Raw genomic sequence first — 24,674 nt, 5'->3', positions numbered from 1 at the left:
CGGCTTCCATTCGCCGCCCTGCTTGAGCATGGGCTGGGTCAGGCGCTCCTCGGTGTTCAGCGCTTCGTACGAGAAGCGGTCGCGGTCCGCGAGCCAGCATTCGTTGACCGATTCGTTCTCCAGCGGCAGGACGCGCATCACCTTGTTGTTCTTGACCTGGACGATCAGGTTGGCGCCGGTGCTGTCGTGCGGGCTGACCGACTTGCGGCGCGACAGCTCCCAGGGCCGGGCCTGGTAGCGGAACGGCTTGCTGGTGAGCGCGCCGACCGGGCACAGGTCGATCATGTTGCCGGAGACCTCGGAGTCCACGGTGTCGTTCAGGATGGTCGTGATCTCGGACTGCTCGCCGCGATGGATCATGCCCAGCTCCATCTCGCCGCCCAGTTCCTGGCCGAAGCGGACACAGCGGGTGCAGTGGATGCAGCGCGTCATCTCTTCCATCGAGATCAGCGGGCCGACGTCCTTGTGCACCACCACGCGCTTCTCCTCCTCGTAGCGCGAGGCCGAGCCGCCGTAGCCGACGGCCAGGTCCTGCAGTTGGCACTCGCCACCCTGGTCGCAGATGGGGCAGTCCAGCGGATGGTTGATGAGGAGGAACTCCATCACCGATTGCTGCGCCTTGATGGCCTTGTCGCTGCGGGTGTGCACCACCATGCCGTTGGTGACGGGCGTGGCGCAGGCCGGCATCGGCTTGGGCGCCTTCTCGACGTCGACCAGGCACATGCGGCAGTTGGCCGCGATGGACAGCTTCTTGTGGTAGCAGAAGTGCGGGATGTAGGTGCCCGCCTTGTCGGCGGCATGCATGATCATGCTGCCGTCGGCGATGTCGACCTTCTGTCCGTCTAACGTGATTTCGGCCATGTGTGTGTCAGCCTCTCGCGCCCGCGGGCACCGGGTCCCGCGAGACGGGAACCGGCACGTCGGAGTGGGCGATCTTGGCCTCGAACTCGTGCTTGAAGTGCTTGATCATGGCGCGCACCGGCATGGCCGCCGCGTCGCCCAGGGCGCAGATGGTGCGCCCCTGGATGTTGTCGGCCACGGAGTTGAGCAGCGCGATGTCGCTGGGCTTGCCGTGGCCGTTGTGGATGCGGTCGACCACGCGCCACAGCCAGCCGGTGCCCTCGCGGCACGGCGTGCACTGGCCGCAGGACTCGTGCATGTAGAAGTACGACAGGCGCAGCAGGCTCTCGACCATGTCGCGCGTCTCGTCCATCACGATCACCGCGCCCGAGCCCAGCATCGAGCCGGCCTTGGCGATGGAGTCGTAGTCCATCGTGCAGGTCATCATGATGTCGGCCGGCAGCACCGGCGCCGACGATCCGCCGGGAATGACGGCCTTGAGCTTGCGGCCGCCGCGCACGCCGCCGGCGAGTTCCAGCAGCTTGCCAAAGGGCGTGCCGAGCGGGATCTCGTAGTTGCCGGGCCATTCGACGTCACCGGAGACCGAGTAGATCTTGGTGCCGCCGTTGTTCGGCTTGCCGACCTCGAGGAAGGCCTGGCCGCCGTTGCGGATGATCCAGGGTACCGCCGCGAAGGTCTCGGTGTTGTTGATGGTGGTCGGCTTGCCGTACAGGCCGAAGCTGGCCGGGAACGGCGGCTTGAAGCGCGGCTGGCCCTTCTTGCCTTCCAGCGACTCGAGCAGCGCCGTCTCTTCGCCGCAGATGTAGGCGCCGAAACCGTGCGCGGCATGCAGCTGGAAGCTGAAACCCGAACCCAGGATCTTGTCGCCCAGGTAGCCGGCGGCGCGCGCCTCTTCCAGCGCTTCCTCGAAGCGGTCGTAGGTGGCGAAGATCTCGCCGTGGATGTAGTTGTAGCCCACCGAGATGCCCATCGCGTAGGCCGCGATGATCATTCCCTCGATGACGATGTGCGGGTTGAACTGCAGGATGTCGCGGTCCTTGCAGGTGCCCGGCTCGCCTTCGTCCGAGTTGCACACCAGGTACTTCTGGCCCGGGAACTGGCGCGGCATGAAGCTCCACTTCAAGCCGGTGGGAAAGCCCGCGCCGCCGCGGCCGCGCAGGGCCGATTCCTTGACCGTGGCGATCACCTGGTCCTGGGTCAAACCCTCGGACAGGATCTTGCGCAGCGCCTGGTAGCCGTCGCGCGCTTCGTAGTCCTTCAGGCGCCAGTTGGTGCCGTCCAGGTCTTTGTAGATCTGCGGCTCGAGGTGGCGGCCGTGAAAGCAGGTCTGGACCCCGGTGGCCTGGAACTGCTGCAGCACTTGTTGCGCGTTCATGCCTGCGCCCCCTTCAGTTGATCGACCAGCTGGTCGAGCTTGTCCGGGCTCATGAAGCTGCACATCGTGCGGTCGTTGACCAGCAACACCGGCGAGTCGGCGCAGGCGCCCAGACACTCGCTTTGCTGCAGGGTGAACATGCCGTCGGCGGTGGTCTGGCCCATGGCGATGCCCAGCTTGCGCTCCAGGTGCTGCAGCGCCTTGTGGCCGTCGCGCAGCTGGCACGGCAGGTTGGTGCAGACGTTCAGCTTGTACTTGCCCAGCGGGCGCTGGTTGTACATGTTGTAGAAGGTGGTCACTTCATGCACGGCGATCGTCGGCATGCCGAGGTACTCGGCCACCTCCTGCTCGGCTTGCCTGCTGACGAAGCCCTGCTCCTGCTGCGCGATGGCCAGGCAGGCCATCACGGCCGACTGCTTCTGGTCCGGCGGGAACTTGGCGACTTCGCGGGCGAAGCGCTGGTATGCCGCGTCCGACAGGACGCGCTGAGAAACATCAGCCAATTTGGTTCTCCGTGGCTTCTTCCAGTGCCGCCGCCGATCCGGCTTTGCCGGGCCGCTGTGGGCGCCCGCTTGAGGGGGAGGCGCCGCAGGCGCTTCGGGGGTGGGCCCTTTTCATCGGTCGATCTCTCCGAACACGATGTCCATGGTGCCGATGATGGCGACGGCATCCGCGATCATGTGGCCGCGGCCCATCTCGTCCAGGGCGGCCAGGTGCGGGAAGCCGGGCGCGCGGATCTTCAGGCGGTACGGCTTGTTGGCGCCGTCGCTCACGATGTAGATGCCGAACTCGCCCTTGGGGTGTTCCACCGCCGCATACGACTCGCCTTCGGGCACGCGCATGCCTTCGGAAAACAGCTTGAAGTGGTGGATCAGCTCTTCCATGTTCGACTTCATGGATTCGCGGTCCGGCGGCGCCACCTTGTGGTTGTCGGTGATGACGGGGCCTGGATTCACGCGCAGCCAGTCCACGCACTGCTTGATGATGCGGTTGGACTCGCGCAATTCCTGCACCCGCACCAGGTAACGGTCGTAGCAGTCACCAGTGCGGCCCAGCGGGATGTCGAAGTCCATCTGGTCGTAGACCTCGTAGGGCTGCGTCTTGCGCAGGTCCCACAGAATGCCGGAGCCGCGCAGCATGGGGCCGGTAAAGCCCAGGTTGAGCGCGCGCTCGGGCGTCACCACGCCGATGCCGACCGTGCGCTGCTTCCAGATGCGGTTCTCGGTCAGCAGCGTCTCGTACTCGTCGACGTAGTGCGGAAAGCGCTGCGTGAAGGCCTCGATGAAGTCCAGCAGCGAGCCCTGGCGGTGCTCGTTCAGCCCGTCGATGGCGCGCTGGTTGCGGATCTTGTTGGCCTTGTACTGCGGCATGCTGTCGGGCAAGTCGCGGTAGACGCCGCCCGGGCGGAAGTAGGCCGCGTGCATGCGCGCGCCCGACACCGCCTCGTACATGTCGAACAGGTCTTCCCGCTCGCGAAAGCAGTAGATCAGCATGTTCATGGCGCCGCAGTCCAGCCCGTGCGCGCCCAGCCACAGCAGGTGGTTCAGCAGCCGGGTGATCTCGGAGAACATGACGCGGATGTACTGCGCGCGCAGCGGCACGTCGACGCCGAGCAGCTTCTCGATGGCCAGGCAGTAGGCGTGCTCGTTGGACATCATCGACACGTAGTCGAGCCGGTCCATGTAGGGCAGCGCCTGGATGTAGGTCTTGGTCTCGGCCAGCTTCTCGGTGGCGCGGTGCAGCAGCCCGATGTGCGGGTCGGCGCGCTGGATCACTTCGCCGTCCAGCTCCAGCACCAGACGCAGCACGCCGTGCGCGGCCGGGTGCTGCGGGCCGAAGTTCAGGGTGTAGTTCTTGATCTCTGCCATTACTGGAGCCCGCCGTACTTTTCTTCGCGGATGATCCGCGGCGTGATCTCGCGCGGCTCGATCGTCACCGGCTGGTAGATCACGCGCTTGCGCTCCGCGTCGTAGCGCATCTCGACGTGGCCCGACACCGGGAAGTCCTTGCGGAACGGGTGGCCGATGAAGCCGTAGTCGGTGAGGATGCGGCGCAGGTCGTCATGGCCTTCGAAGACGATGCCGTACAGGTCGAAGGCCTCGCGCTCGAACCAGTTGGCCGAAGCCCAGATCCCGGTCAGCGAATCGACCACCGGCAGCTCGTCGTCCGGGGCGAACACGCGCAGGCGCACGCGCTGGTTCAGGCTCACCGACAGCAGGTGCGACGTCGCCGCGAAGCGCAGACCCTCCCACTCGCCGGCCTTGTACTCGGAGTAGTCGACCCCGCACACGTCCAGCAGCTGTTCGAACTGGCAGCCCGGCGCTTCCTTCAGGATGCGGGCGGCGGCCAGGTAGTCGGCGGCCTTCACGACCACGGTGACTTCGCCCAGCCGCAGGTCGACGCTTTTCGCCTTGTCGCCCAGGGCGGCGACAACTGCGTCGCGGGTGGTTTCCGGCGCGATGGAAAACGGGTAGTGCATGACGTCCCTCAGGCGCGCGCGATGGTCTGGGTGCGGCGGATCTTCTGCTGCAGCTGGATGAGTCCGTACAGCAGCGCCTCGGCCGTCGGCGGGCAGCCCGGCACGTACACGTCGACCGGCACGATGCGGTCGCAGCCGCGCACCACCGAATAGCTGTAGTGGTAGTAGCCGCCGCCGTTGGCGCAGGTGCCCATGGAGAGCACCCAGCGCGGCTCGGCCATCTGGTCGTACACCTTGCGCAGGGCCGGCGCCATCTTGTTGCACAGCGTGCCGGCGACGATCATCAGGTCGGACTGCCGGGGGCTGGGCCGGAACAGCATGCCGAAGCGGTCGATGTCGTAGCGGGCGGCGCCGGCGTGCATCATCTCCACCGCGCAGCAGGCCAGGCCGAACGTCATCGGCCACAGCGAGCCGGTCTTGGCCCAGTTGATGACCGAATCGACGGTCGTCGTCACGACACCTTTGTCGAGAATGCCTTGGTTCGCCATATCAAACTTTCGTGAGCGAGGAACGCGCCCGGGAGATCACTCCCAGTCCAGCGCGCCCTTTTTCCATTCGTAGATGAAACCGACCACCAAGATGGTCAGAAAAACCATCATGGCCCAGAAGCCGACCGGGCCGATCTCCCGCAGCGCCACCGCCCAGGGAAACAGGAAGGCGATCTCGAGGTCGAACAGGATGAAGAGGATGGCCACCAGGTAGTAGCGCACGTCGAACTTCATCCGCGCGTCCTCGAAGGCTTCGAAGCCGCATTCGTACGGGGAGTTCTTGGCGGCGTCCGGGCGATGCACGCCGATGCCCTTGGCGATGAACCAGCCCATCAGCTGGGGCGCCACCCCGACCCCGATGCCCACGAGGATGAACAGGAAGACAGGGAGGTACTGGTCGAGGCTCATCTGCGGCGGGGCTTTGAATGCGCCTGCCGATGCAGTGCCCGGCAGGCTGATGTGTCTGGTGCCGTCGGCGAGACTCGAACTCGCACAGCTTTCGCCACTACCCCCTCAAGATAGCGTGTCTACCAATTTCACCACGACGGCATGTCGAACGTGCCCAGTGGACATGAGGATTGCACTCTTGACAAGAGTGCGCGCCGCACTGGACAACCATGAAGTGTACTCGCAATCGCGGGCCGACTGCCGCGCTGCAGGTACGCAAGACTACTACTTCGTCGGGATCGCGCCGGCACCCGAGGCTGGCACGGCCGGAACGCCGGTGCCAGGGCTGGTGGCCGCGCCTTGCGGGGCCGGAACCGCCGTCGCGCCGCTGGGAATCTGGCCGGCCGGGCCGGCCGGAACCGCCGGGGTGGAAGCCGCCGGTGCCGGCGACGTGATGCCGGCACGCTCGAGCACGCTGCCCGAGCCCGCCGGACGGGCGTTGCCGAAATAGGCCAGCAGCAGCGTGCAGGCGAAGAACACGGCGGCCAGGACGCCGGTGGTGCGCGACAGGAAGTTGGCGCTGCCGGTGGCGCCGAACAGGCTGCCGGACGAGCCGCTGCCGAAGGCGGCGCCCATGTCGGCGCCCTTGCCGTGCTGCACCAGGATCAGTCCGATCATGGACAGGGCGGTCAGCATCTGGACCGCCAGCACGATGGTCAACAGCATATTCATTCAATCACTCCTAATTTTTCGTGGCCCCGCGTGCGCTCAGGCGCTGGCGGCAGCGATGATCTGCAGAAAATCGGGCGCCTTCAGGGAAGCGCCGCCGATGAGCCCGCCGTCGATGTCGGGCTGGGCCAGCAGGCTGGCCGCATTGGCCGCGTTCATGCTGCCCCCGTAGAGGATATGCACGCTCTGCGCGTGCGCCGTAGCGGCCGCCAGCTGCTTGCGCAGCAAGGCATGCACTTGCTGCGCCTGCTCGGGCGTGGCGGTGCGGCCGGTGCCGATGGCCCAGACCGGCTCGTAGGCGACGACGATCTCGCTGATGCAGTGGCCGTTGACGTGGATCACCGCGGCCAGCTGGCGCTTGACCACTTCCTCGGTCTGCCCGGCTTCGCGCTGCGCCAGCGTCTCGCCCACGCAGACGATCGGGGTGACGCCGTGCGCCAGCGCGGCCTTCGCCTTCTCCGCCACCAAGGCGTCGGTTTCGCCGTGGTACTGGCGCCGCTCGGAATGGCCGACGATGGCGTAGCGCACGCCGAACTCGCGCAGCATGGAAGCCGACAGCTCGCCGGTATAGGCGCCCTGGGCATGCTGCGAGACGTCCTGCGCGCCCAGTTCCAGCTTGGAGCCGGACTTGAGCATCTGCACCTGCGCCAGGTAAGGCGCGGGCACGCACAGGGCGACGTCGCACGCCGATGGCGGCATTCCGGCGGCGATGGCGCGCACCAGCGCGTCGTTCGCCTCCAGGCTGCCGTTCATCTTCCAGTTGCCGGCGATCAGCTTCATGTCGGCCGCCGCCGAGCCGCCTCGAGGCGACCCAAGCCTCCTCGGGGGCCGGCGCAGTACACGCAGTGACAAGCGTGGGGGCTCATGTTCGTCATCACCAGGTGAGCACGATCTTGCCGATGTGCTGGTTGGTTTCCATGAGCGTGTGGGCCTTGGCCGCTTCGGCCGCCGGGAAGCGGCTGTGGATGACCGGCCTGATCTTGCCGGCTTCGATCAGCGGCCACACCGTGGCCTTGAGCGAAGCGGCGATGGCCGCCTTGAACGCCACCGGGCGCGGACGCAGCGTGGAGCCGGTGATCGTCAGCCGGCGGCGCAGCACCATCCCGGCGTTGAACTCGCTCTTGACCCCGCCCTGCACCGCGATGATGACCAGCCGGCCGTCCTCGGCCAGGCACTGGATCTCGCGCGCCACGTAGGCGCCCGCGACCATGTCGAGGATGACGTCGACGCCCTTGCCGCCGGTCAGCGCCTTGACCTCGTCGACGAAGTCCATGGTCTTGTAATTGATCGCATGCTCGGCGCCAAGGTCCAGGCAAGCCTGCACCTTCTCGTCGCTGCCGGCGGTGGCGATGACCTTGGCCCCCATGGCCTTGGCCATCTGGATCGCCGTCACGCCGATGCCGCTGGTGCCGCCTTGCACCAGGAAGGTTTCGCCAGCCTGCAGGCGGCCGCGGTCGAACACGTTGCTCCACACGGTGAAGAACGTCTCCGGCAGCGTCGCCGCTTCGATGTCGCTCATGCCCTTTGGCACGGGCAGGCACTGGCCAACCGGGGCCACGCACAGCTGGGCGTAGCCGCCGCCGGCGACCAGGGCGCAGACGTGGTCGCCCAGCTTGAAGCCGGCCGCGGCCATGGCCTGGGCGTCGCCGCCCACGATCTCGCCGGCGACTTCCAGCCCCGGCAGGTCGGATGCGCCGGGCGGCACGGGGTAGTTCCCCGTGCGCTGCAGCACGTCCGGTCGGTTGATGCCGCTGGCGGCCACCCGGATCAGCACCTCGCCGGCAGCCGCGACAGGGTCGGGCCGCTCGGCGGGGCGCAGCACCTCGGGCGCGCCGTACTCGCTGATTTCAATGGCTTGCATGGCGCTCAGCCCTGCTGGCCGCCGGGCTCATTGCCGCGCTCGTTGCGCTGCTCGCCACCGCCATCGGTGCGCTGTTCCATGGGGCGGTCCTGGCGCTGCTCCGCCGGACGGTCCTGGCGCGGCTCGCCGCCACGGTCGCCTCGGGGCTCGCCACGGTCGCCGCCGCCTCGTGGGCCGCGGTCACCACGGTCGCCGCGATCGCCACGCGGGCTGCGGTCGCCACGATCACCACCACGGTAGCCGTCGCCGGAGTCTTGCTGGAAGCCTTCCGGACGGTCCAGCAGCGCCTTCATGGACAGCTTGACGCGGCCCTTCTCGTCGGTCTCGAGCACCTTGACCTTGACGATCTGGCCTTCCGACAGGTAGTCGGTGACCTTCTCGACGCGCTCGTGCGCGATCTGGCTGATGTGCAGCAGGCCGTCCTTGCCGGGCAGCAGGTTGACCAGGGCGCCGAAGTCCAAAATCTTGGTGATCGGGCCTTCGTAGATCTTGCCGATTTCGACTTCGGCGGTGATCTGCTCGATGCGCTTCTTGGCCACTTCGGCCTTCTCGGCGTCGGTCGCGGCGATGGTGATGGTGCCGTCTTCCTCGATGTTGATCTGGCAGCCGGTTTCCTCGGTCAGCGCGCGGATCACGGCGCCGCCCTTGCCGATCACGTCGCGGATCTTCTCGGGGTTGATCTTCATCGTGTAGAGCTTGGGCGCGAAGCTGGAGACCTCGGTGTTGGCCACGCCCATCGCTTCCTGCATCTTGCCCAGGATGTGCATGCGCGCTTCCTTGGCCTGCGCCAGCGCGACCTGCATGATCTCCTTGGTGATGCCCTGGATCTTGATGTCCATCTGCAGCGCCGAGATGCCATTGACGGTGCCGGCCACCTTGAAGTCCATGTCGCCCAGGTGATCTTCGTCACCCAGGATGTCGGTCAGCACCGCGAAGCGGTTGCCTTCCTTGATCAGGCCCATGGCGATGCCGGCCACGTGGGCCTTCATCGGCACGCCGGCGTCCATCAGCGACAGGCAGCCGCCGCACACCGACGCCATCGACGAGGAGCCGTTGGACTCGGTGATTTCCGAGACCACCCGCATCGTGTAGGGGAACTCTTCCTTGCTGGGCAGCACGGCGATCAGCGCGCGCTTGGCCAGGCGGCCGTGGCCGATCTCGCGGCGCTTGGTGGAGCCCATGCGGCCGGTCTCGCCGGTGGCGAAGGGAGGCATGTTGTAGTGGAACATGAAGCGGTCTTCGTACTCGCCCATCAGCGCGTCGATGCGCTGCGCGTCGCGCTCGGTGCCCAGCGTCGTGACGACCAGGGCCTGCGTTTCGCCGCGGGTGAACAGGGCCGAACCGTGGGTGCGCGGCAGCACCGCGGTGCGGATCTCGATCGGGCGCACGGTGCGGGTGTCGCGGCCGTCGATGCGGGGCTCGCCCGACAGGATCTGCTGGCGCACGATCTTCGCTTCGATCTCGAACAGCAGGTCGTTGACCTTGCCGGCCTCGAACGCCTCGCCGCTGGCGGCAAGGGCGGCCATCACGCCGGACTGCGCTTCACGCAGCGCCTGGGTGCGGGCCTGCTTGCTGCGGATCTGGTAGGCCGCGCGGTACTTCTCTTCGGCGATCGCCGTGACCTTGCCGATGAAGGCTTCGTTTTTGGCGGGCGCCTGCCAGTCCCAGACCGGCTTGCCGGCATCGCGGACCAGTTCATGGATGGCGTTGATGGCGATGTTGCCCTGCTCGTGGCCGAACACCACGGCGCCCAGCATGATTTCCTCGGACAGCTGCTGCGCTTCCGATTCGACCATCAGCACGGCAGCTTCGGTGCCCGCGACGATCAGGTCGAGCTGCGATTCCTTGCGCTGGGTCTGGCCCGGGTTCAGGACGTATTCGCCGTTGACGTAGCCCACGCGCGCGGCGCCGATCGGGCCGGCGAAGGGGATGCCGGAGATCGCCAGCGCGGCGCTGGTGCCGATCATGGCGGCGATGTCGGCGTCGGCTTCGGGGTTCAGCGACAGGGTGTGGATCACCACGTGCACTTCATTGAGGAAGCCTTCCGGGAACAGCGGGCGGATCGGGCGGTCGATCAGGCGGCTGGTCAGCGTCTCGTGCTCGCTGGGCTTGGCTTCGCGCTTGAAGAAGCTGCCGGGGATCTTGCCGGCGGCATACGTCTTCTCGATGTAGTCGACGGTCAGCGGGAAGAAGTCCTGGCCCGGCTTGGCGGTCTTGGATGCGACGACGGTGGCGAGCACCACCGTGCCGTCGATGTCGACCAGGACAGCGCCGCCGGCCTGGCGGGCGATTTCGCCGGTTTCCAGGGTGACGGTGTTGCTACCCCACTGGAACGTCTTGGTGACCTTGTTGAAAATGCTCATGTCGTGTCCTCTTTTTCTCTGGTGTTGGCGGAGGTCTGGGTCCGAACACGATGCCATTCCCTAGGGGCTAGGGATCAGGGGTTAGGGAAAGTCACGAAGGCTGTTCCCTGGCCTCTTGCCCCTGATCCCTAGCCCCGAGGGAATGACACAGCGCGTATCCGTTGCCGTGCTCCGAAGTGAAAAACGCCTGAGCCAGTTCGAAAACCGTCTCAGGCGTTCATTCGGGCTGTGCGCTTACTTGCGCAGGCCCAGCTTGCCGATCAGCGCGACGTAGCGGCTCGCGTCCGTGCCCTTGAGGTACTTGAGCAGGCTCTTGCGACGGTTCACCATGCGCAGGAGGCCGCGGCGGCCGTGGTGGTCCTTGGCGTGGGTCTTGAAGTGGGGGGCGAGCTCGTTGATGCGGGCGGTCAGCAATGCGACCTGCACTTCGGGGCTACCGGTATCGTTGGCGGCGCGCGCATTGGCGGCGACGACCTCTGCCTTGGCAATGGGGGTCATGAATGTCCTTGGGAAGTTTTTGACTTGCGTTGGGCTGCGGACTGCTGCCCAACGTGCGCTCTGCGGAGCAAAGCCCGAGAATTATAGCCGGAACCCGTTGCCCCCCGCGGCGGCACGGATCCGATGGCTCGCCGGCGCCCTGGTGCCCGACTGCGCTGGAACGACGGTTTCATTGCCGCGCCAGCCACCCGGCCAGCCGCTCCACGCCCTGCCCCAGCCGCGCCGGATCCTTGGAAGCGAAGCACCAGCGCAGCCAGCCTTGCGCTTCGGGGGCGAAGGCGTTGCCCGGCGCCAGCCCGATCCCGGCCTCGGCCACCAGCCGCTTGGCCAGCGCCAGCGAGTCGTCGTAACCGTCAAGCTTGAAGAAGGCGTACATCCCGCCGGGCGCCGGGCGCAGCTGCACGCCCGGCAGCGCCTGCAGCAACGGCACCAGCATGTCACGGCAGGACTTCAGATGGGCCACCACCCGCGGGGTGACTTCGCCGGTGCGGCGGACCGCCTCCAGCGCGGCCTTCTGCGTGAACACGCTGGCGCAGGAGGTATTGAACTCGATCAGCTTGCCCATGTGGTGGGTCATGCTGGCGGGCATCACCAGCCAGCCCAGCCGCCAGCCCGTCATCAGGAAGCTCTTGGAGAAACTGTGGGCCACCACCAGCCGGTCGTCCGGCGCCGCCACGTCGAGGAAGCTGGGCGCGCAGCCGTTGGCGCTCGGCTCGTAGTACAGGCGTTCGTAGACCTCGTCGGCCAGGATCCAGGTGCCGGTGCCGCGGCAATGGGCCAGGATGGCCTGCTGCTCGGCGCGGGTGAGCGTCCAGCCGGTCGGGTTGTTGGGCGCGTTGACGATCAGCAGTCTGGTGGCTGGCGTGATGGCCGCCAGCAGCGCCGGCAGGTCCAGCTTCCAGGCGCCCGCCTCCGGCTGGAGCGACACGCGCTTGAGGTTGGCGCCCATGATCAGCGCCTGCGCCGTCAGGTTGGGCCACACCGGCGTCACCGCCACCACCTCGTCGCCGGCGTCCACCAGCGCCTGCACCGCAAGCATCAGCGCGTTGACGCCGCCGGAAGTGACCGCAATGCGCTCGGCGCCCAGCGTCCCATGCAGCCCGCGGGTGTAGCCGGCGATGGCTTCGCGCAGCTGCGGCAGCCCCAGGTTGTGGGTGTAGAACGTGTCGCCGGCCTGCAGCGAGGCGATTGCGGCCTGCCGGATGAAGTCCGGCGTGGCCTCGTCGCTCTCGCCGAACCAGAACGCCAGCACATCGGGGCGGCCGATGCCGGCGTTGGCCACTTCGCGGATCTTGGATTCTTCGAGGTCGATGACGGCCTGGCGCATGGTGTCCTTTCGGTTCAGGGCCGCGCCATTTTGCAGGCATGCGGCATCTGCGCCTGCGCCGGCGTCACTTGTCGCACCACGCGAAAGCCGTAGCCCGAGCCTTCGACGTCGAACTTGACGCCCGGCGCGCCCTGGCGGTCCATCACACCCACCATCAGCGATTGCTGGAACTGGTGGTCGGCCGCGCGCATGTGGCCGGACTGGCCGGACAGGCTGACGCTGGCCTGCTCCAGCGCCCGCGCCAGCGGCACCGGCTCGCTGCTGCCCGCCTTCTCGATGGCCTGGGCCAGCGCCTCGACCATCAGCTGCATGCGCATGTGAACGTAGTCTTCGGTGGGCTTGGGAAAGCGCTGGCGGAAGGCGCGGTAGAACTGCTCGCTCTGCGCCGTCGGCACGTTCGGCAGCCAGTCGGCCACCGCCACCACGCGGCCGATGCCGGCGTCGCCGATCGCGGCCGGCGCGCCCAGCGCATTGCCGTAGAAGGTGTAGAACTTGCCGTCGAAGCCGACGTCGCGGGCGGCCTTGACCAGCAGCGTCAGGTCGTTGCCCCAGTTGCCCGTGATCACCGCTTGGGCGCCGCTCATGTGGATCTTGGTGGCGTACGGCGCGAAGTCCTTGATGCGCCCGAGCGAGTGCAGCTCGTCACCGGCGATCTTCACGTCGGGCCGCTGCGCGCCCAGCTGGCGGCGCGCCTCGCGCAGCACCGCCTGGCCAAAGCTGTAGTCCTGCCCGAACAGGTAGACCGACTTGAGTCCGCGGTCTTCGCGCAGCACCGACATCAGCGCCGTCATGCGCATGTCGGCATGGGCGTCGAAGCGAAAGTGCCAGAAGCTGCACTTCTCGTTGGTCAGGATCGGGTCGACCGCGGAGTAGTTCAGGAACAGCACCGCCTTGGACGGATCGCGTTCGTTGTGCCGCGCGATGGCGTCGATCAGCGCCGCCGCCGTGGCCGACGAGTTGCCCTGCAGCACCACCTGGGCGCCGTTGTCGATGGCCGCGCGCAGCGCCGACAGCGCCTCCTCGTTCTGGCCCTTGCTGTCGTACCGATCGAGATGCAGCAGCCGGCGGCCCTGCGCGGTGGCGACGCCGCCGCGCGCGTTGACCCGTTCCACGGCCCACAGCAGGTTGCGAAAGACGGCCTCGCCGGTGTTGGCGAACGGGCCGGACATGCTCTCGATCATGGCAAGCCTGACCGGCGGCAGCGGCGCCTGCGCCACCGCGAAAGCGGGAAGACATGCTGCCGCGGCGAGGGATTTCAAGAGGCGGCGACGGGGAAATATCATTGTTTGGAATTCCTTGAAATGGGGGTCGGCGGGCGCAGATGTGTGCCATGCGGCTGAACCGGGCCGCGCAGTTTAAGGGACGGCGCAGTGCCCATCCCGCCACGTGCACCGCAATCACAGACAGGAGTTTCAACATGTATTTCGCCCCCGCCCTCCGCACCCGTTCCCAGGCTCCCGCCCGCGGCGTCGACCGCAGCTTCGAGCGCTTCCTCACCGATGCCTTCTTGGCGCCGTCGGCGGCGGTGAAGGTGCGGCAGGACGAGCAGACCTGGACCATCGCGCTGGACGTGCCCGGTGTCGCCCGTGAGCAGCTCACGATCGACGTCGACGGCGCCGTGGTGCGCGTCAAGACCGTGGCCGAAGCGCCGCGCCAGTACCAGGCAGCCTACGAGCTGCCGGAACAGATCGACGCCGACGCGACCTGCGCCAAGCTCGACAACGGCGTGCTGACGCTGACGCTGGCCAAGAAAAAGCCTGTCGTCACCGCCCGCACCATCGCGGTCCAGTAAACCTCCTGGCCTGCACGAAAAGCCCGCCCGCCGGCGGGCTTTGCTACGTGCGCCGCGCCACCAGACCGACCAGGGCGATCGGCCCCGGTGGCCGGCTCCCTCGGCCAGTTCTGCTTCGTACTCGCGCAGCTGCACGATCTCCAGATCGGCGAGCGCCTCGCGCAGCAGCTGCGGCGTGTACAGGTGCGAGGCGATGCCCGGCCCCGCCGGTGCGGCACTCCAGCTGCTTGGCTCCGTAGCCTTGCAATACCAGGGTGCCGCCCGGCTTCAGGCTGGCTGCCATCCGCTGGAACATGCGCTCGCGCAGCGCCGGATCGGCGAACTGGATGAAGATGGCGGCGACGCCGTCGCACGCGGACTGCGGCCAGTCGAAGCCGTCGCAGCCGGCCACGCTGTAGTTCACGTCCACGCCCTGTTCGGCGGCGAACACGCGGGCCTTGGCGACGCCGACTTCGGAGATGTCGAAGGCGTCCACCTGCAGCCCGCGGGCGGCGAGCCAGACGCTGTTGCGGCCCTCGCCGTCGGCCACGCACAGCACCGTTGCGCCGGCTGCCATGCCCGCGCATGCTCGCGCAGCCAGGCATTGGGCTCGGTGCCGAACCGGAAACCGGGTTCGCCAAAACGCCGGCTCCAGGCGCCCGCGGCATCGGCAAAGGCGCATACCGGTTCGGTGGCCATCGCGGCCCCCCCCCCCCCGAACTCAGGCCGCCAGCGCGTCCAGCGGCCAGCGCGGCTTGACGTCGAAGGCGTAGTCGGCGCGGGCCTGCTGCACGCCCGCCTGCATGCGCATGGCCGCGGCCATGGCGATCATGGCGCCGTTGTCGGTGCACAGCGACAGCTCCGGATAATGCACCCGCACGCCGCGCTTGGCGCACGCGGCATCCAGCTGCTCGCGCAAGTGACGGTTGGCGCCGACGCCGCCGGCCACCACGATGCGCTGCAGCCCGGTGCGCTCCAGCGCCGTGAGCGACTTCCTGACCAGCACGTCGACGATGGCCGCCTCGGTGGCGGCGGCGAGATCCGCCTTGCGCGCCTCCAGCTGGTCGCCCAGCTTCTTCGCCTGCGTCATCACGGCCGTCTTCAGGCCCGCGAAAGAAAAATCCAGGTCGCCGCTGTGCAGCAGCGGGCGCGGCAGCCTGAACGAGACCGGGTCGCCGCTCTCGGCCAGCCGCGACAGCGCCGGCCCGCCCGGATAGCCCAGGCCGAGCAGCTTGGCCGACTTGTCGAAGGCCTCGCCGGCGGCATCGTCGATGGTTTCGCCCAGCAACGTGTAGTGGCCGACGCGGTCCACCTGCATCAGCTGGGTGTGGCCGCCCGAGACCAGCAGTGCGACGAAGGGAAACTGCGGCGGGTCCTGGCTGAGGAACGGCGACAGCAAGTGGCCCTCCAGGTGGTGCACGCCCAGCACCGGCTTGCCCAGCGCGACGCCGAGGGCGCAGGCCACGCCCGCGCCCACCAGCAGCGCGCCGGCCAGGCCCGGGCCGCGCGTGTACGCCACCACGTCGACCTCGGCCAGTCCGCGCCGGGCCTGGGCCAGCACCTGCTGCGCCAACGGCAGCACGCGCCGGATGTGGTCGCGGCTGGCCAGCTCCGGCACCACGCCGCCGTAGGCCTGGTGCATCTCCACCTGGCTGTGCAGGGCGTGCGCGAGCAGCGCGGGAACGGCGCTGCCGGACGCCTCCACCAGCGCCACGCCGGTTTCGTCGCAAGAGGATTCGATGCCCAGGACCACCATGGCCGCAGTCTACCCGGCGCCAGATCCCCGCGCGGCGGCACGCTTGCTGCGGCACAGGCTGCAATGAAATCCGCCTCGCGCTCCTGCTGGCCGCGCGGCCCGCGCAATCGCCGCACTGGAACAGCTGGCGCGCACCAGCGCGAGACTGACGAACTGTGCTGCGCCTGGAGGAACTGCTGGGCCTGGCGGGCGGCGAGACCGGCGCTACGCCGACCGGCGCCGCGGCCAGCGTCGCACCATCCGCATCCGGCGCGACGGCGGCGACATGCTGCTGCAAGGCCTGCTGCTGGCCGGTGACACCAGCGCCCCAGCGTGGATCAAGGACTTGCTGCTGCAGGACCTGCCGGTGCAAGCCTGTGGCGGCCAGCTGCTGGCGCCAGGCGGCATGATTCGGCTCATAACCGCAAGTCATCAGGGCTCTGGGACAATCGGACGGTGGGCATCAGTCAATACATCAAGGAAATCGGCCGCGGCAAGCAGGGGGCGCGCCCGCTCGGGCGTGAACAGGCCGCCGACCTGTTCGGCCAGCTGCTCGATGGCGGTGTCAGCGACCTCGAAGTGGGCGCCTTTTGCATCGCCATGCGCATCAAGGGCGAGACCGCCGACGAGATGGCCGGCTTCCTGGATGCAACGCACGCGCGCTTGAACAAGGTCTCCTCGGCCAGCGGCAAGCCCGTGGTCGTGCTGCCAAGCTACAACGGCGCCCGCCGCCTGCCGGTGCTCACGCCTTTGCTGGCGGCGCTGGCGGCGCGTGCCGGTGCGCCGGTTCTGATCCACGGCACCGCCACCGAGAACAGCCGCGTGTTCGTGCGCGACGTGCTGCAGGCGCTGGACGTCCAGCCGGCAGCCGCGCCTCCCACCCTGCGCGACGGCCAGGTCGCCTACGTGCCCACCGAAGTGCTGTCGCCGGGCCTGAAGCGCCTGCTGGACGTGCGGCGCGTGGTCGGCCTGCGCAACAGCGCGCACAGCCTGGTCAAGCTGATGAACCCCTGCAGCGGCCCGGCCGTGATCGTCAGCAGCTACACGCATCCCGAATACGCGATCTCGATGGGCGCCGTGTTCGAGCTCACCGGCGCCACCGCCTTGCTGCTGCGCGGCACCGAAGGCGAAGTGGTGGCCGATGCGCGCCGCCTGCCGCAGATGGAAGGCTTCATCGCCGGCCAGCGCACGCTGCTGCAGGAAGGCCGCAAAGGCACCTTGACGGACCTGCCCGACTTGCCAAAGGAGGTTGACGTGGAAACCACTGCCGGGTTCATTCGCGACGTGCTGGCAGGCCGCAAGCAGATCCCCGATTCCATGGCATTGCAGGTGGAACACATCTTGCATCTGGCTGCCCCATGAACACAGGCAAAGTCACCCTGGTGGGCGCCGGCCCGGGCGATCCGGAGCTGCTGACCTTGAAAGCGCTCAAGGCGATCCAGGCCGCCACCGTGCTGCTGGTCGACGACCTGGTCAGCGACGAGGTGGTGGGCCATGCATCGCCGGCCGCGCGCATCGTCCACGTGGGCAAGCGCGGCGGCTGCAAGAGCACGCCGCAGGCTTTCATCGAGCGGCTGATGCTGATGGCGGCGCGCGAAGGCGAAAACGTGGTGCGCCTCAAGGGCGGCGACCCGTTCATCTTCGGCCGCGGCGGCGAGGAGATGGAGCACCTGCGGGCCGCCGGCATCCACGTCGAGATCGTCAACGGCATCACCTCCGGGCTGGCGGCCGCCACCTCGCTGGGGGTGCCGCTGACCCACCGCGACCACGCGCAAGGCGTCGTCTTCCTCACCGGCCACGCGCAACAGGGCGACGCTGCGCCGGACTGGCGCAGCCTGGCGGCGATGGCGCGCGAGGCCCGCCTGACGCTGGTGATCTACATGGGCGTGAGCAGCGCGGCGCGGATCCAGCACGACCTGCTGGCCGGCCTGCCGCCGCAGACGCCGGTGGCGATCATCCAGCGCGCCTCGCAGCCGGACCAGCGCCATGCCGTCACCTGCCTGGCCAAGCTGGCCGCCACCATCGAGGCCGAGCAGCTGGCCAGCCCCTCGGTGATCGTGGTGGGCGACGTGGTGCGCGGCATCGCCGCCGCGGCGGCCGGAGCGCAGATCCGGGCCGCCTGACGGGCGGCGGCGGCGGGTCGCGATAATCCGCCTCCATGTCCGACGCACCGCCCCTCCACTCATTCGATGCCGTCGTGGTCGGCGCCGGCGCCGCCGGCCTGTTCTGCGCCGCCCAGGCCGGCCAGCGTGGCCTGAAGGTGCTGCTGCTCGACCACGCCGACAAGATCGCCGAGAAGATCCGCATCTCGGGCGGCGGCCGCTGCAACTTCACCAACCGCGAGCTCGACCCGCGCGCGCCGCACAAGCACTTTCTGGGCGAGAACGCCAACTTCTGCCGCTCCGCGCTGGCGCGCTACACGCCGGCCGACTTCCTGGCGCTGGTGGGCAAGCACGGCATCCCTTTCCACGAAAAGCACAAGGGCCAGCTGTTCGGCGACCGCTCCGCTGACGACTTCATCCGCATGCTGCTGGCCGAATGCGCCGGCGGCGGCGTGACGCACTGGCAGCCGTGCCGGGTCGCCTCCGTGGCCAACGAGGACGGCGGCTACCTGCTGCAAACCAGCCGCGGCGCGGTGCGCACCCGCGCGCTGGTGATCGCCACCGGCGGCTTGTCGATCCCCAAGATCGGCGCGACCGACTTTGGTTACCGCATCGCCCAGCAGTTCGGCCTGCGCATCGCGCCGCTGCGCCCGGCGCTGGTGCCGCTCACCTTCGACGGCGCGGCCTGGGCGCCGTTCGCCGGGCTGGCCGGGCTGGCCCTGCCGGTGCGCATCGAAACAGGCGACAAGAAGCAGCGCATGGCTTTCGACGAAGACCTGCTGTTCACGCATCGGGGCCTGAGCGGGCCGGCGGTGCTGCAGATCTCCAGCTACTGGCGGGAAAGCACGCCGATCCGGATCGACCTGGCGCCCGGTGTCGACATTGCGCAGGCCCTGCTGCAGGCCAAGGGACGGTCGCGCAAGCTGATCGCCAACGAGCTGGCCGCCTGGGTGCCCTCGCGGCTGGCCGACGCCTGGGTGCAGCAAGATCCGGCCTGGCAGCGGCCGGTGGCGGAAGCCTCCGACAAGGCCTTGCTGCAGCTGGCCGAGCGGCTCTCGCGCTGGGAACTGGTGCCCACCGGCAGCGAGGGCTACCGCAAGGCGGAAGTGACGGCCGGCGGCGTCGACACCCGCGAGCTGTCGTCGCAGACCATGGAGGCCAAGCAGCGCCCCGGGCTGTACTTCATCGGCGAGGTGGTGGACGTGACGGGCTGGCTGGGCGGCTACAACTTCCAGTGGGCCTGGGCCAGCGGACATGCCTGCGCGCAGGCGCTGGCAAGCCTGGAAAAGCCGCTTGGCTTGCCGGCTGGGCCGGTGGCGCTATAATCTGCGGCTTTGCTGGCAAACCCCCACCGGCCTCTGATCGATCTACAGGTGGGGAAACACCGCCGGGCGTCCTCGATCTACGCCGGGCACTGAAATTTTTGAGAAGTCATGACGACCATCCGAGTCAAGGAAAACGAGCCGTTCGACGTGGCCCTGCGCCGCTTCAAGCGCACCATCGAGAAGCTGGGCCTGCTGACCGACCTGCGCGCCCGCGAGTTCTACGAGAAGCCCACCGCCGAGCGCAAGCGCAAGAAGGCCGCGGCCATCAAGCGCCACTTCAAGCGCGTTCGCAGCATGCAGCTGCCCAAGAAGCTCTACTGAGCTTCTTGCGGGCCGCGGCGGAAGTCACCTTCCGCCGCGGCACCAGCCAAGGCCTGCCCGGGGACGCCCGCGCAGGCCTTTTCCGTTTCCATCCCCTTTTCCCTCCAAGGACCCCGCCATGACGCTCAAGGAACGCATCACCGACGACATGAAGGCCGCCATGCGCGCCAAGGACAGCGAGCGCCTGGGCGCCATCCGCATGCTGACCGCGGCCATGAAGCAAAAAGAAGTGGACGAGCGCATCGAGCTGGACGATGCGGCCGTGGTCGCCATCGTCGACAAGCTGCTCAAGCAGCGCAAGGACAGCATCGAAGCCTTCGAAAAGGCCGGCCGGCACGACCTGGCCGACAAGGAGAAGGCCGAAGCCCAGGTGCTGCAGATCTACCTGCCGGCGCGGCTGTCGGCCGATGAGGTGGCGGCCCAAGTGAAAGCCATCGTGGCCGAGGTCGGCGCCAGCGGCCCCGGCGACATGGGCAAGGTCATGGGCGCCGCCAAGGCGCGGCTGGCCGGCAAGGCCGACATGGGACAGGTGAGCGCGGCGGTGAAGGCTGCGCTGGCCGGCTGAGCAAGCGGTCATCCCGGGCGAACCCGGGATCCATGCAGCGCCGGCACATCGCGCCGGCGGCCTGGATTGCGGGTCGCGCCCGCAATGACAAGCATGCGCGACGGGGCGGCTTACGAGCCGGCCACCTTCATCCTGTTCACCAGGATCGACCCCACCGTCTTGGCGCCGTAGTTGTACGTGTCCGCGCCCACCGCCTGGATGCCCTTGAGCATGTCCTTGAGGTTGCCCGCGATGGTGATCTCCTGCACCGGGAAGGCGATCTCGCCGTTCTCCACCCAAAAGCCGCTGGCACCGCGCGAATAGTCGCCCGTCACGTAGTTGACGCCCTGCCCCATCAGCTCGATCACGAACAGGCCGGTGCCCAGCTTGCGCAGCATCGCCGGCAGGTCGTCGCCCGGCTTGGTCAGCCGCGACGACAGCGTCAGGTTGTGCGAGCCGCCGGCGTTGCCGGTGGTCTTCATGCCCAGCTTGCGCGCCGAATAGCTGCTCAGGAAATAACCTTCGACGCGGCCGGCATCCACCACCTTGCGGGCCCGCGTGCGCACGCCCTCTTCGTCGAACGGCGAGCTGCCCTTGCCGCGCCGCAGGAACGGGTCTTCCAGCACGTCCACGTGCTTGGGAAAGATCTGCTTGCCCAGCGAGTCGAGCAGGAAGGTGCTCTTGCGGTACAAGGCGCCGCCGCTGACCGCCTGCACGAAGCCGCCCAGCAGCCCGGCCGCCAGCGGCGACTCGAACAGCACCGGGCATTCGCGGGTCGTGATCTTGCGCGACTTCAGCCGCGCCAGCGCGCGCTCGGCCGCGTAACGGCCCACGGACTCCGGAGTGGCCAGCTCGCCGGCCGAGCGCATGGAGCTGTACCAGGCGTCGCGCTGCATCTCGTCGCCGCGGCCGGCGATCGGCGCCACCGAGATCGAGTGGCGGGAGCTGGCGTAGCCGCCGCGAAAGCCATGCGTGTGGCTGCTGAAAAAGTGGCTCTGCTGCGCCGAGACGCCGGCGCCTTCGCTGTTGGCGATGCGGGCGTCGGTGTCGAACGCCGCCCGCTCGCAGCGGATCGCCAGTTCGGCCGCCTGCTCGCTGGTGACGTCCCAGGGGTGGAACAGGTCCAGGTCCTGGTGTTCGGCCGTCGGCGCGATGTCGTCGGGCTCGGGCAGGCCCGCCACCGGGTCTTGCGCGGTGAAGCGGGCGATGTCGTAGGCGGCCTGCACCGTCCGTTCGATGGCGGGGCGGGAGAAATCGGAGGTGCTGGCATTGCCGCGCTGGTGGCCCATGTAGACCGTGATGCCCAGCGACTTGTCGCGGTTGCGCTCGACCGTCTCCAGCTCGCCCTTGCGCACGGAAACGCTCAGGCCGCAGCCTTCGGACGCTTCCGCGCCGGAATCCGTGGCACCCAGGGTGCGCGCATGGGCCAGTGCGAAATCGACCAGTTCCTCGAAATCTGCGCGGCTGTAGCTGAAGCCGCGATCGGCTTGCGAGGGTGTCTTGTTCATGGCGGGCTATGATACTTGCGTGCCACCAAGCGCACGGCCGCGCTGTTTCTTTCCCACTTTCCCCGCATGTCCCGCAAACCCAAAAAAGGCTATTTCGTCCAAGGTCACTTCGTTGCCGAAGGCAGCGATCTCGACCTGTTGCTCGAAGCCGAACGCACCGGCGGCGAACGCAGCCGCACCGAACTGAAAAAGGAAAGCGACGACCTGCAAAAGCTCGGCGAAGACCTGTTGACGCTGTCGTCCGGGCTGAAGGACAGGCTGGGCCTGCCCGAGAAGCTGATCGATGCGCTCGACGAAGCGCGCCGCATCACCAACTTCGAAGGCCGGCGCCGGCAGATGCAGTACGTGGGCAAGCTGATGCGCGGGCTCGACAAGGCGGTGCTGGACGGCGTGCGCGATGCGCTGGCCGAACAGCGCGGCGGCTCGGCGCAGCACACGCTGGCGCTGCACATGGCCGAGAAGTGGCGCGACGACCTGATCGCCGACGACGAGGCGCTGCCCAAGTGGCTGGAGGCGCATCCCGAGACCGACGTGCAGCAGCTGCGCGCGCTGATCCGCCAGGCCCGAAAGGACGGCCAACCGGACCAGGAATCGATCTCCAAGGGCCTCGCTCCGCGCCGCGGCCGGGCCTTTCGCGACATCTTCCAGATCGTGCGCGATGCGATGAACCGGGAAGAGGCGCAGGATGAGTGAGCACGAGGCGGCGCGCATCGGCATCGTCTCGATCAGCGACCGCGCCGCCAGCGGCGTCTACCAGGACAAGGGCTTGCCGGCGCTGAAGGACTGGCTGGCGCGGGCGCTGAAAAATCCGCTCACGCTCGAGGAGCGGCTGATCCCCGACGAGAAAGACCGCATCAGCGCCGCGCTGGTGGAACTGGCCGATGCCGGCTGCGCGCTGGTGCTGACCACCGGCGGCACCGGCCCGGCGCCGCGCGACGTCACGCCGGAAGCGACGCTGGCGATCGCCGACAGGGAAATGCCCGGCTTCGGCGAGCAGATGCGGCAGGTGAGCCTGCGCTTCGTGCCGACGGCCATCCTGTCGCGGCAGGTGGCGGTGATCCGCGGGCAAAGCCTGATCATCAACCTGCCGGGGCAACCCAAGGCGATCCAGGAGACGCTGGAAGGGCTGAAGGACGCCGACGGCAAGCAGCTGGTGCAAGGGATCTTCGCGGCCGTGCCGTATTGCATCGACCTGATCGGCGGGCCGTACCTGGAAACGCACGACGCCGTGTGCAAGGCCTTCCGGCCAAAAAGCGCGATCCGCGCAAAGTAGGTGGAAGCCGCCGCAGGCGGCTATTTGCCAACCAGCTGCGTCAGCTTGTCGGCCTCGAAGCATTCCTTGGTCGCCGCGTCCTCGGGCACGCAGCCTTCCCCGCGCCGCGCATCGGACAGCTTCTCGATCGCCTGCCACAGCAGCGCGATCTGGTGCTCCTGCAGCGAGGCGTTGTCGATCAGGCCGCGCATGGCCTGCGACAGCGGATCGTCGGTGGCCGTGACGCCGTAGGCCGAAAAACCCATCTTGGCCGCGGCTTCCTCGCGCCGCGCGCCGTCTTCGGCCTGGATGATGCGCGCCGGAATGCCGACCGCCGTGGCGCCCGGCGGCACCGCCTTGGTGACCACGGCGTTCGAGCCGATGGCCGCGTCGTCGCCCACGGTGAAGCCGCCCAGCACCTTGGCGCCGGCGCCCACCACCACGTTGCGCCCCAGCGTCGGGTGCCGCTTGGCGCCCTTGGACAGCGAGGTGCCGCCCAGCGTGACGCCCTGGTAGATGGTGCAGCCGTCGCCCACTTGGGCGGTTTCACCGATCACGATGCCCATGCCGTGGTCGATGAAGACCCGGTTGCCCAGGGTCGCGCCCGGGTGGATCTCGATGCCGGTCAGCCAGCGCGAGATCTGCGAGACGAAGCGCCCGAGCCAGCGCAGCTCGCGCCGCCACAGCCAGTGGCTCAAGCGATGCAGCACGAGCGCGTGCAGCCCCGGATAGCACGTGAGCACCTCCCACGTGCTGCGCGCGGCAGGATCGCGGTCGAGGATGCACTGGATGTCGGAACGCAGGCGGCTGAACATGGTGTCCTTGCTGATCCGGCCAGAGTCTATAGCTTGCGCCCGTTCGCTGCTGCGGACATGCTTTTCGCGACACCACGCAGGATGTGGATTTCCTCGGGGGTCGGCTGCGCCCGGTTGAACAGCTGGTTCAGCCTGGGCATCAGCTTCTTGGGCGCGGCCGGGTCCAGAAAGCCGATCTCCACCAGCGCCTGCTCCCAGTGCTGCAGCATCCCGGCTACCGCCTGGGCGTCGGCGGTGCTCGACGCCGGCGCGGCCTGCGGGGCGCCAAAGCCCCCCAGCGCCATGCGCCATTCGTACGCCACCACCTGCATGGCGGCAGCCAGATTCAAGGAGCCGTAGTCCGGGTTGGTCGGGATCTGCAGCGCCGCATGGCAGCGGTAGACGTCCTCGTTGCGCATTCCATAGCGTTCCGAGCCGAACAGGAAGGCCACGCTCGCCTGCGTTCCGGCCAGCGGCCCCAGGTGCTCGCGCGGCGTGCGCGTGGGCGGGCCGAAGTCGCGCGCCGTCATCACCGTGGCGCACAGGTGGGTGACGCCGTCCAGCGCTTCCTCCAGCGTGGCGACGATGCGCGCGCGCTGCAGCACGTCGGCGGCGCCGCTGGCGCGGTCCAGGGTTTCCTGACGCTGCAGCACGTCGGGCCAGCGCGGCGCCACCAGCACCAGGTCGTGAAAACCCATCACCTTCATGGCGCGGGCGGCGGCCCCGACATTGCCGGAGTGGCTGGTCTGGATCAGGATGAATCGCGTCTGCACCCCGCGATTGTCACCGCCCGGGCGGTGTGGTGCCGGGCCTGGCCGGCACGCTGGTGCGCGCCGCCGCGTTTCTCACGCCTGCAGGCCCGGCTGGGCCGCCAGGCTACGCAGTTCAGCGTAGGACGCACAGGATGCCCCTGCCGAGGCCGGCGGCGCCCAGCCGCCGCTAAAATGGGGGCAC

At 68.3% G+C, this 24,674-nt stretch carries 27 protein-coding genes and 1 tRNA gene; 8 read left to right on the top strand and 20 right to left on the bottom strand.

Going from position 1 to position 24,674, the window contains the following annotated elements:
- The 15 genes from nuoG to JWP65_RS09875 form a co-directional block, all read right to left on the bottom strand.
- Nucleotides 1-861: NADH-quinone oxidoreductase subunit NuoG (gene nuoG / locus JWP65_RS09945; RefSeq protein WP_299763235.1), on the bottom strand; the 861-nt coding region annotated here is incomplete at its 3' end.
- 7 nt (nucleotides 862-868) lie between these two features.
- The gene (gene nuoF / locus JWP65_RS09940) at nucleotides 869-2,236 is read right to left on the bottom strand and encodes an NADH-quinone oxidoreductase subunit NuoF (RefSeq protein ID WP_299763233.1); all 1,368 of its coding nucleotides are present in this window, start codon (nucleotides 2,234-2,236) and stop codon (nucleotides 869-871) included.
- The gene (gene nuoE / locus JWP65_RS09935; protein ID WP_299763231.1) at nucleotides 2,233-2,739 is read right to left on the bottom strand and encodes an NADH-quinone oxidoreductase subunit NuoE; all 507 of its coding nucleotides are present in this window, start codon (nucleotides 2,737-2,739) and stop codon (nucleotides 2,233-2,235) included. The genes nuoF and nuoE overlap by 4 nt, the downstream gene beginning before the upstream one ends.
- A 111-nt stretch (nucleotides 2,740-2,850) precedes the next feature.
- On the bottom strand, nucleotides 2,851-4,104 hold the full coding sequence (locus JWP65_RS09930; RefSeq protein ID WP_299763229.1) for an NADH-quinone oxidoreductase subunit D: 1,254 nt from the start codon (nucleotides 4,102-4,104) through the stop codon (nucleotides 2,851-2,853).
- Nucleotides 4,104-4,715 (bottom strand): NADH-quinone oxidoreductase subunit C, encoded by a 612-nt coding sequence (locus JWP65_RS09925; protein ID WP_299763227.1) that lies wholly within the window; start codon nucleotides 4,713-4,715, stop codon nucleotides 4,104-4,106. Before JWP65_RS09925 ends, JWP65_RS09930 begins: the two co-directional genes overlap by 1 nt.
- A gap of 8 nt (nucleotides 4,716-4,723) precedes the next feature.
- Nucleotides 4,724-5,203, bottom strand: a complete 480-nt coding sequence (locus JWP65_RS09920; protein WP_299763225.1) for an NADH-quinone oxidoreductase subunit B family protein — start codon at nucleotides 5,201-5,203, stop codon at nucleotides 4,724-4,726.
- Between the two features lie 36 nt (nucleotides 5,204-5,239).
- On the bottom strand, nucleotides 5,240-5,611 hold the full coding sequence (locus tag JWP65_RS09915) for an NADH-quinone oxidoreductase subunit A (protein ID WP_299763223.1): 372 nt from the start codon (nucleotides 5,609-5,611) through the stop codon (nucleotides 5,240-5,242).
- Nucleotides 5,612-5,667: 56 nt separating this feature from the next.
- Nucleotides 5,668-5,752: transfer RNA gene (locus JWP65_RS09910), tRNA-Leu, on the bottom strand.
- A gap of 123 nt (nucleotides 5,753-5,875) precedes the next feature.
- On the bottom strand, nucleotides 5,876-6,322 hold the full coding sequence (gene secG, locus JWP65_RS09905; protein ID WP_299763221.1) for a preprotein translocase subunit SecG: 447 nt from the start codon (nucleotides 6,320-6,322) through the stop codon (nucleotides 5,876-5,878).
- Nucleotides 6,323-6,358: 36 nt separating this feature from the next.
- On the bottom strand, nucleotides 6,359-7,099 hold the full coding sequence (tpiA, locus tag JWP65_RS09900; protein ID WP_299763219.1) for a triose-phosphate isomerase: 741 nt from the start codon (nucleotides 7,097-7,099) through the stop codon (nucleotides 6,359-6,361).
- A gap of 94 nt (nucleotides 7,100-7,193) precedes the next feature.
- Nucleotides 7,194-8,180, bottom strand: coding sequence for an NAD(P)H-quinone oxidoreductase (locus tag JWP65_RS09895; RefSeq protein WP_299763217.1), 987 nt, complete (start codon nucleotides 8,178-8,180; stop codon nucleotides 7,194-7,196).
- Between the two features lie 5 nt (nucleotides 8,181-8,185).
- Nucleotides 8,186-10,543, bottom strand: a complete 2,358-nt coding sequence (gene pnp, locus JWP65_RS09890) for a polyribonucleotide nucleotidyltransferase (RefSeq protein ID WP_299763215.1) — start codon at nucleotides 10,541-10,543, stop codon at nucleotides 8,186-8,188.
- A gap of 234 nt (nucleotides 10,544-10,777) precedes the next feature.
- Entirely contained in the window at nucleotides 10,778-11,041 is a 264-nt protein-coding gene (rpsO, locus tag JWP65_RS09885; RefSeq protein WP_299763213.1) for a 30S ribosomal protein S15, read from the bottom strand.
- A 169-nt stretch (nucleotides 11,042-11,210) separates the two neighbouring features.
- The gene (locus tag JWP65_RS09880) at nucleotides 11,211-12,386 is read right to left on the bottom strand and encodes a pyridoxal phosphate-dependent aminotransferase (RefSeq protein WP_299763241.1); all 1,176 of its coding nucleotides are present in this window, start codon (nucleotides 12,384-12,386) and stop codon (nucleotides 11,211-11,213) included.
- Nucleotides 12,383-13,651: a branched-chain amino acid ABC transporter substrate-binding protein gene (locus tag JWP65_RS09875; protein WP_299763211.1), complete on the bottom strand. Its 1,269-nt coding sequence runs from the start codon at nucleotides 13,649-13,651 to the stop codon at nucleotides 12,383-12,385. The genes JWP65_RS09880 and JWP65_RS09875 overlap by 4 nt, the downstream gene beginning before the upstream one ends.
- A gap of 134 nt (nucleotides 13,652-13,785) precedes the next feature.
- Between JWP65_RS09875 and JWP65_RS09870 the strand changes: the two genes are divergently transcribed.
- Nucleotides 13,786-14,160 (top strand): Hsp20 family protein, encoded by a 375-nt coding sequence (locus JWP65_RS09870; protein WP_299763208.1) that lies wholly within the window; start codon nucleotides 13,786-13,788, stop codon nucleotides 14,158-14,160.
- Between the two features lie 43 nt (nucleotides 14,161-14,203).
- On the opposite strand, the gene JWP65_RS09865 is transcribed toward JWP65_RS09870, so the two are convergent.
- Both JWP65_RS09865 and tsaD read right to left on the bottom strand, forming a co-directional pair.
- On the bottom strand, nucleotides 14,204-14,716 hold the full coding sequence (locus tag JWP65_RS09865; protein WP_299763206.1) for a cyclopropane-fatty-acyl-phospholipid synthase family protein: 513 nt from the start codon (nucleotides 14,714-14,716) through the stop codon (nucleotides 14,204-14,206).
- 144 nt (nucleotides 14,717-14,860) lie between these two features.
- Nucleotides 14,861-15,895 (bottom strand): tRNA (adenosine(37)-N6)-threonylcarbamoyltransferase complex transferase subunit TsaD, encoded by a 1,035-nt coding sequence (gene tsaD / locus JWP65_RS09860; protein ID WP_299763204.1) that lies wholly within the window; start codon nucleotides 15,893-15,895, stop codon nucleotides 14,861-14,863.
- A 435-nt stretch (nucleotides 15,896-16,330) separates the two neighbouring features.
- Here tsaD and ybiB point away from each other — a divergent pair, with 435 nt between their 5' ends.
- The 5 genes from ybiB (at nucleotide 16,331) to JWP65_RS09835 (ending at nucleotide 20,187) form a co-directional block, all read left to right on the top strand.
- Nucleotides 16,331-17,236, top strand: coding sequence for a DNA-binding protein YbiB (ybiB, locus tag JWP65_RS09855; RefSeq protein ID WP_299763202.1), 906 nt, complete (start codon nucleotides 16,331-16,333; stop codon nucleotides 17,234-17,236).
- Nucleotides 17,233-17,997, top strand: a complete 765-nt coding sequence (gene cobA / locus JWP65_RS09850) for a uroporphyrinogen-III C-methyltransferase (RefSeq protein WP_299763200.1) — start codon at nucleotides 17,233-17,235, stop codon at nucleotides 17,995-17,997. The genes ybiB and cobA overlap by 4 nt, the downstream gene beginning before the upstream one ends.
- A 35-nt stretch (nucleotides 17,998-18,032) precedes the next feature.
- Nucleotides 18,033-19,301, top strand: a complete 1,269-nt coding sequence (locus JWP65_RS09845; protein ID WP_299763198.1) for an NAD(P)/FAD-dependent oxidoreductase — start codon at nucleotides 18,033-18,035, stop codon at nucleotides 19,299-19,301.
- Nucleotides 19,302-19,409: 108 nt separating this feature from the next.
- Entirely contained in the window at nucleotides 19,410-19,622 is a 213-nt protein-coding gene (gene rpsU / locus JWP65_RS09840) for a 30S ribosomal protein S21 (protein ID WP_299763196.1), read from the top strand.
- A gap of 118 nt (nucleotides 19,623-19,740) precedes the next feature.
- Nucleotides 19,741-20,187: a GatB/YqeY domain-containing protein gene (locus tag JWP65_RS09835; RefSeq protein WP_299763194.1), complete on the top strand. Its 447-nt coding sequence runs from the start codon at nucleotides 19,741-19,743 to the stop codon at nucleotides 20,185-20,187.
- A gap of 110 nt (nucleotides 20,188-20,297) precedes the next feature.
- Here JWP65_RS09835 and pmbA read toward each other — a convergent pair whose 3' ends face one another.
- Entirely contained in the window at nucleotides 20,298-21,674 is a 1,377-nt protein-coding gene (gene pmbA, locus JWP65_RS09830) for a metalloprotease PmbA (RefSeq protein WP_299763192.1), read from the bottom strand.
- A 66-nt stretch (nucleotides 21,675-21,740) separates the two neighbouring features.
- Between pmbA and yjgA the strand changes: the two genes are divergently transcribed.
- Nucleotides 21,741-22,367 (top strand): ribosome biogenesis factor YjgA, encoded by a 627-nt coding sequence (yjgA, locus tag JWP65_RS09825; protein WP_299763190.1) that lies wholly within the window; start codon nucleotides 21,741-21,743, stop codon nucleotides 22,365-22,367.
- Nucleotides 22,360-22,947, top strand: a complete 588-nt coding sequence (gene mog / locus JWP65_RS09820; RefSeq protein WP_299763188.1) for a molybdopterin adenylyltransferase — start codon at nucleotides 22,360-22,362, stop codon at nucleotides 22,945-22,947. The genes yjgA and mog overlap by 8 nt, the downstream gene beginning before the upstream one ends.
- Nucleotides 22,948-22,967: 20 nt before the next feature.
- On the opposite strand, the gene cysE is transcribed toward mog, so the two are convergent.
- The gene (cysE, locus tag JWP65_RS09815) at nucleotides 22,968-23,741 is read right to left on the bottom strand and encodes a serine O-acetyltransferase (protein WP_299763186.1); all 774 of its coding nucleotides are present in this window, start codon (nucleotides 23,739-23,741) and stop codon (nucleotides 22,968-22,970) included.
- Between the two features lie 26 nt (nucleotides 23,742-23,767).
- Nucleotides 23,768-24,493, bottom strand: a complete 726-nt coding sequence (locus JWP65_RS09810) for an RNA methyltransferase (protein ID WP_299763184.1) — start codon at nucleotides 24,491-24,493, stop codon at nucleotides 23,768-23,770.
- Nucleotides 24,494-24,674: the final 181 nt, after the last annotated feature.

Origin of the sequence: Ramlibacter sp., assembly GCF_028292805.1 — a bacterium.
Taxonomy (GTDB): domain Bacteria; phylum Pseudomonadota; class Gammaproteobacteria; order Burkholderiales; family Burkholderiaceae_C; genus Ramlibacter.
The sequence above is the reverse complement of the archived record's forward strand: the minus strand, read 5'-3'. Positions and strand labels throughout refer to the sequence as shown.

Bases quoted from the DNA above. Each gene is read 5' to 3' on its own strand.
- mog (WP_299763188.1), top strand. From the start codon at position 22,360: ATGAGTGAGCACGAGGCGGCGCGCATCGGCATCGTCTCGATCAGCGAC.
- JWP65_RS09865 (WP_299763206.1), bottom strand. From the start codon at position 14,716: ATGGCAGCCGGCGCAACGGTGCTGTGCGTGGCCGACGGCGAGGGCCGC.
- pmbA (WP_299763192.1), bottom strand. From the start codon at position 21,674: ATGAACAAGACACCCTCGCAAGCCGATCGCGGCTTCAGCTACAGCCGC.
- JWP65_RS09895 (WP_299763217.1), bottom strand. From the start codon at position 8,180: ATGCAAGCCATTGAAATCAGCGAGTACGGCGCGCCCGAGGTGCTGCGC.
- JWP65_RS09845 (WP_299763198.1), top strand. From the start codon at position 18,033: ATGTCCGACGCACCGCCCCTCCACTCATTCGATGCCGTCGTGGTCGGC.
- JWP65_RS09875 (WP_299763211.1), bottom strand. From the start codon at position 13,651: ATGATATTTCCCCGTCGCCGCCTCTTGAAATCCCTCGCCGCGGCAGCA.
- rpsU (WP_299763196.1), top strand. From the start codon at position 19,410: ATGACGACCATCCGAGTCAAGGAAAACGAGCCGTTCGACGTGGCCCTG.
- secG (WP_299763221.1), bottom strand. From the start codon at position 6,322: ATGAATATGCTGTTGACCATCGTGCTGGCGGTCCAGATGCTGACCGCC.
- cysE (WP_299763186.1), bottom strand. From the start codon at position 23,741: ATGTTCAGCCGCCTGCGTTCCGACATCCAGTGCATCCTCGACCGCGAT.
- tpiA (WP_299763219.1), bottom strand. From the start codon at position 7,099: ATGAAGCTGATCGCCGGCAACTGGAAGATGAACGGCAGCCTGGAGGCG.
- JWP65_RS09915 (WP_299763223.1), bottom strand. From the start codon at position 5,611: ATGAGCCTCGACCAGTACCTCCCTGTCTTCCTGTTCATCCTCGTGGGC.
- JWP65_RS09835 (WP_299763194.1), top strand. From the start codon at position 19,741: ATGACGCTCAAGGAACGCATCACCGACGACATGAAGGCCGCCATGCGC.
- nuoF (WP_299763233.1), bottom strand. From the start codon at position 2,236: ATGAACGCGCAACAAGTGCTGCAGCAGTTCCAGGCCACCGGGGTCCAG.
- JWP65_RS09930 (WP_299763229.1), bottom strand. From the start codon at position 4,104: ATGGCAGAGATCAAGAACTACACCCTGAACTTCGGCCCGCAGCACCCG.
- JWP65_RS09920 (WP_299763225.1), bottom strand. From the start codon at position 5,203: ATGGCGAACCAAGGCATTCTCGACAAAGGTGTCGTGACGACGACCGTC.
- JWP65_RS09925 (WP_299763227.1), bottom strand. From the start codon at position 4,715: ATGCACTACCCGTTTTCCATCGCGCCGGAAACCACCCGCGACGCAGTT.
- JWP65_RS09870 (WP_299763208.1), top strand. From the start codon at position 13,786: ATGTATTTCGCCCCCGCCCTCCGCACCCGTTCCCAGGCTCCCGCCCGC.
- rpsO (WP_299763213.1), bottom strand. From the start codon at position 11,041: ATGACCCCCATTGCCAAGGCAGAGGTCGTCGCCGCCAATGCGCGCGCC.
- pnp (WP_299763215.1), bottom strand. From the start codon at position 10,543: ATGAGCATTTTCAACAAGGTCACCAAGACGTTCCAGTGGGGTAGCAAC.
- yjgA (WP_299763190.1), top strand. From the start codon at position 21,741: ATGTCCCGCAAACCCAAAAAAGGCTATTTCGTCCAAGGTCACTTCGTT.
- cobA (WP_299763200.1), top strand. From the start codon at position 17,233: ATGAACACAGGCAAAGTCACCCTGGTGGGCGCCGGCCCGGGCGATCCG.
- tsaD (WP_299763204.1), bottom strand. From the start codon at position 15,895: ATGGTGGTCCTGGGCATCGAATCCTCTTGCGACGAAACCGGCGTGGCG.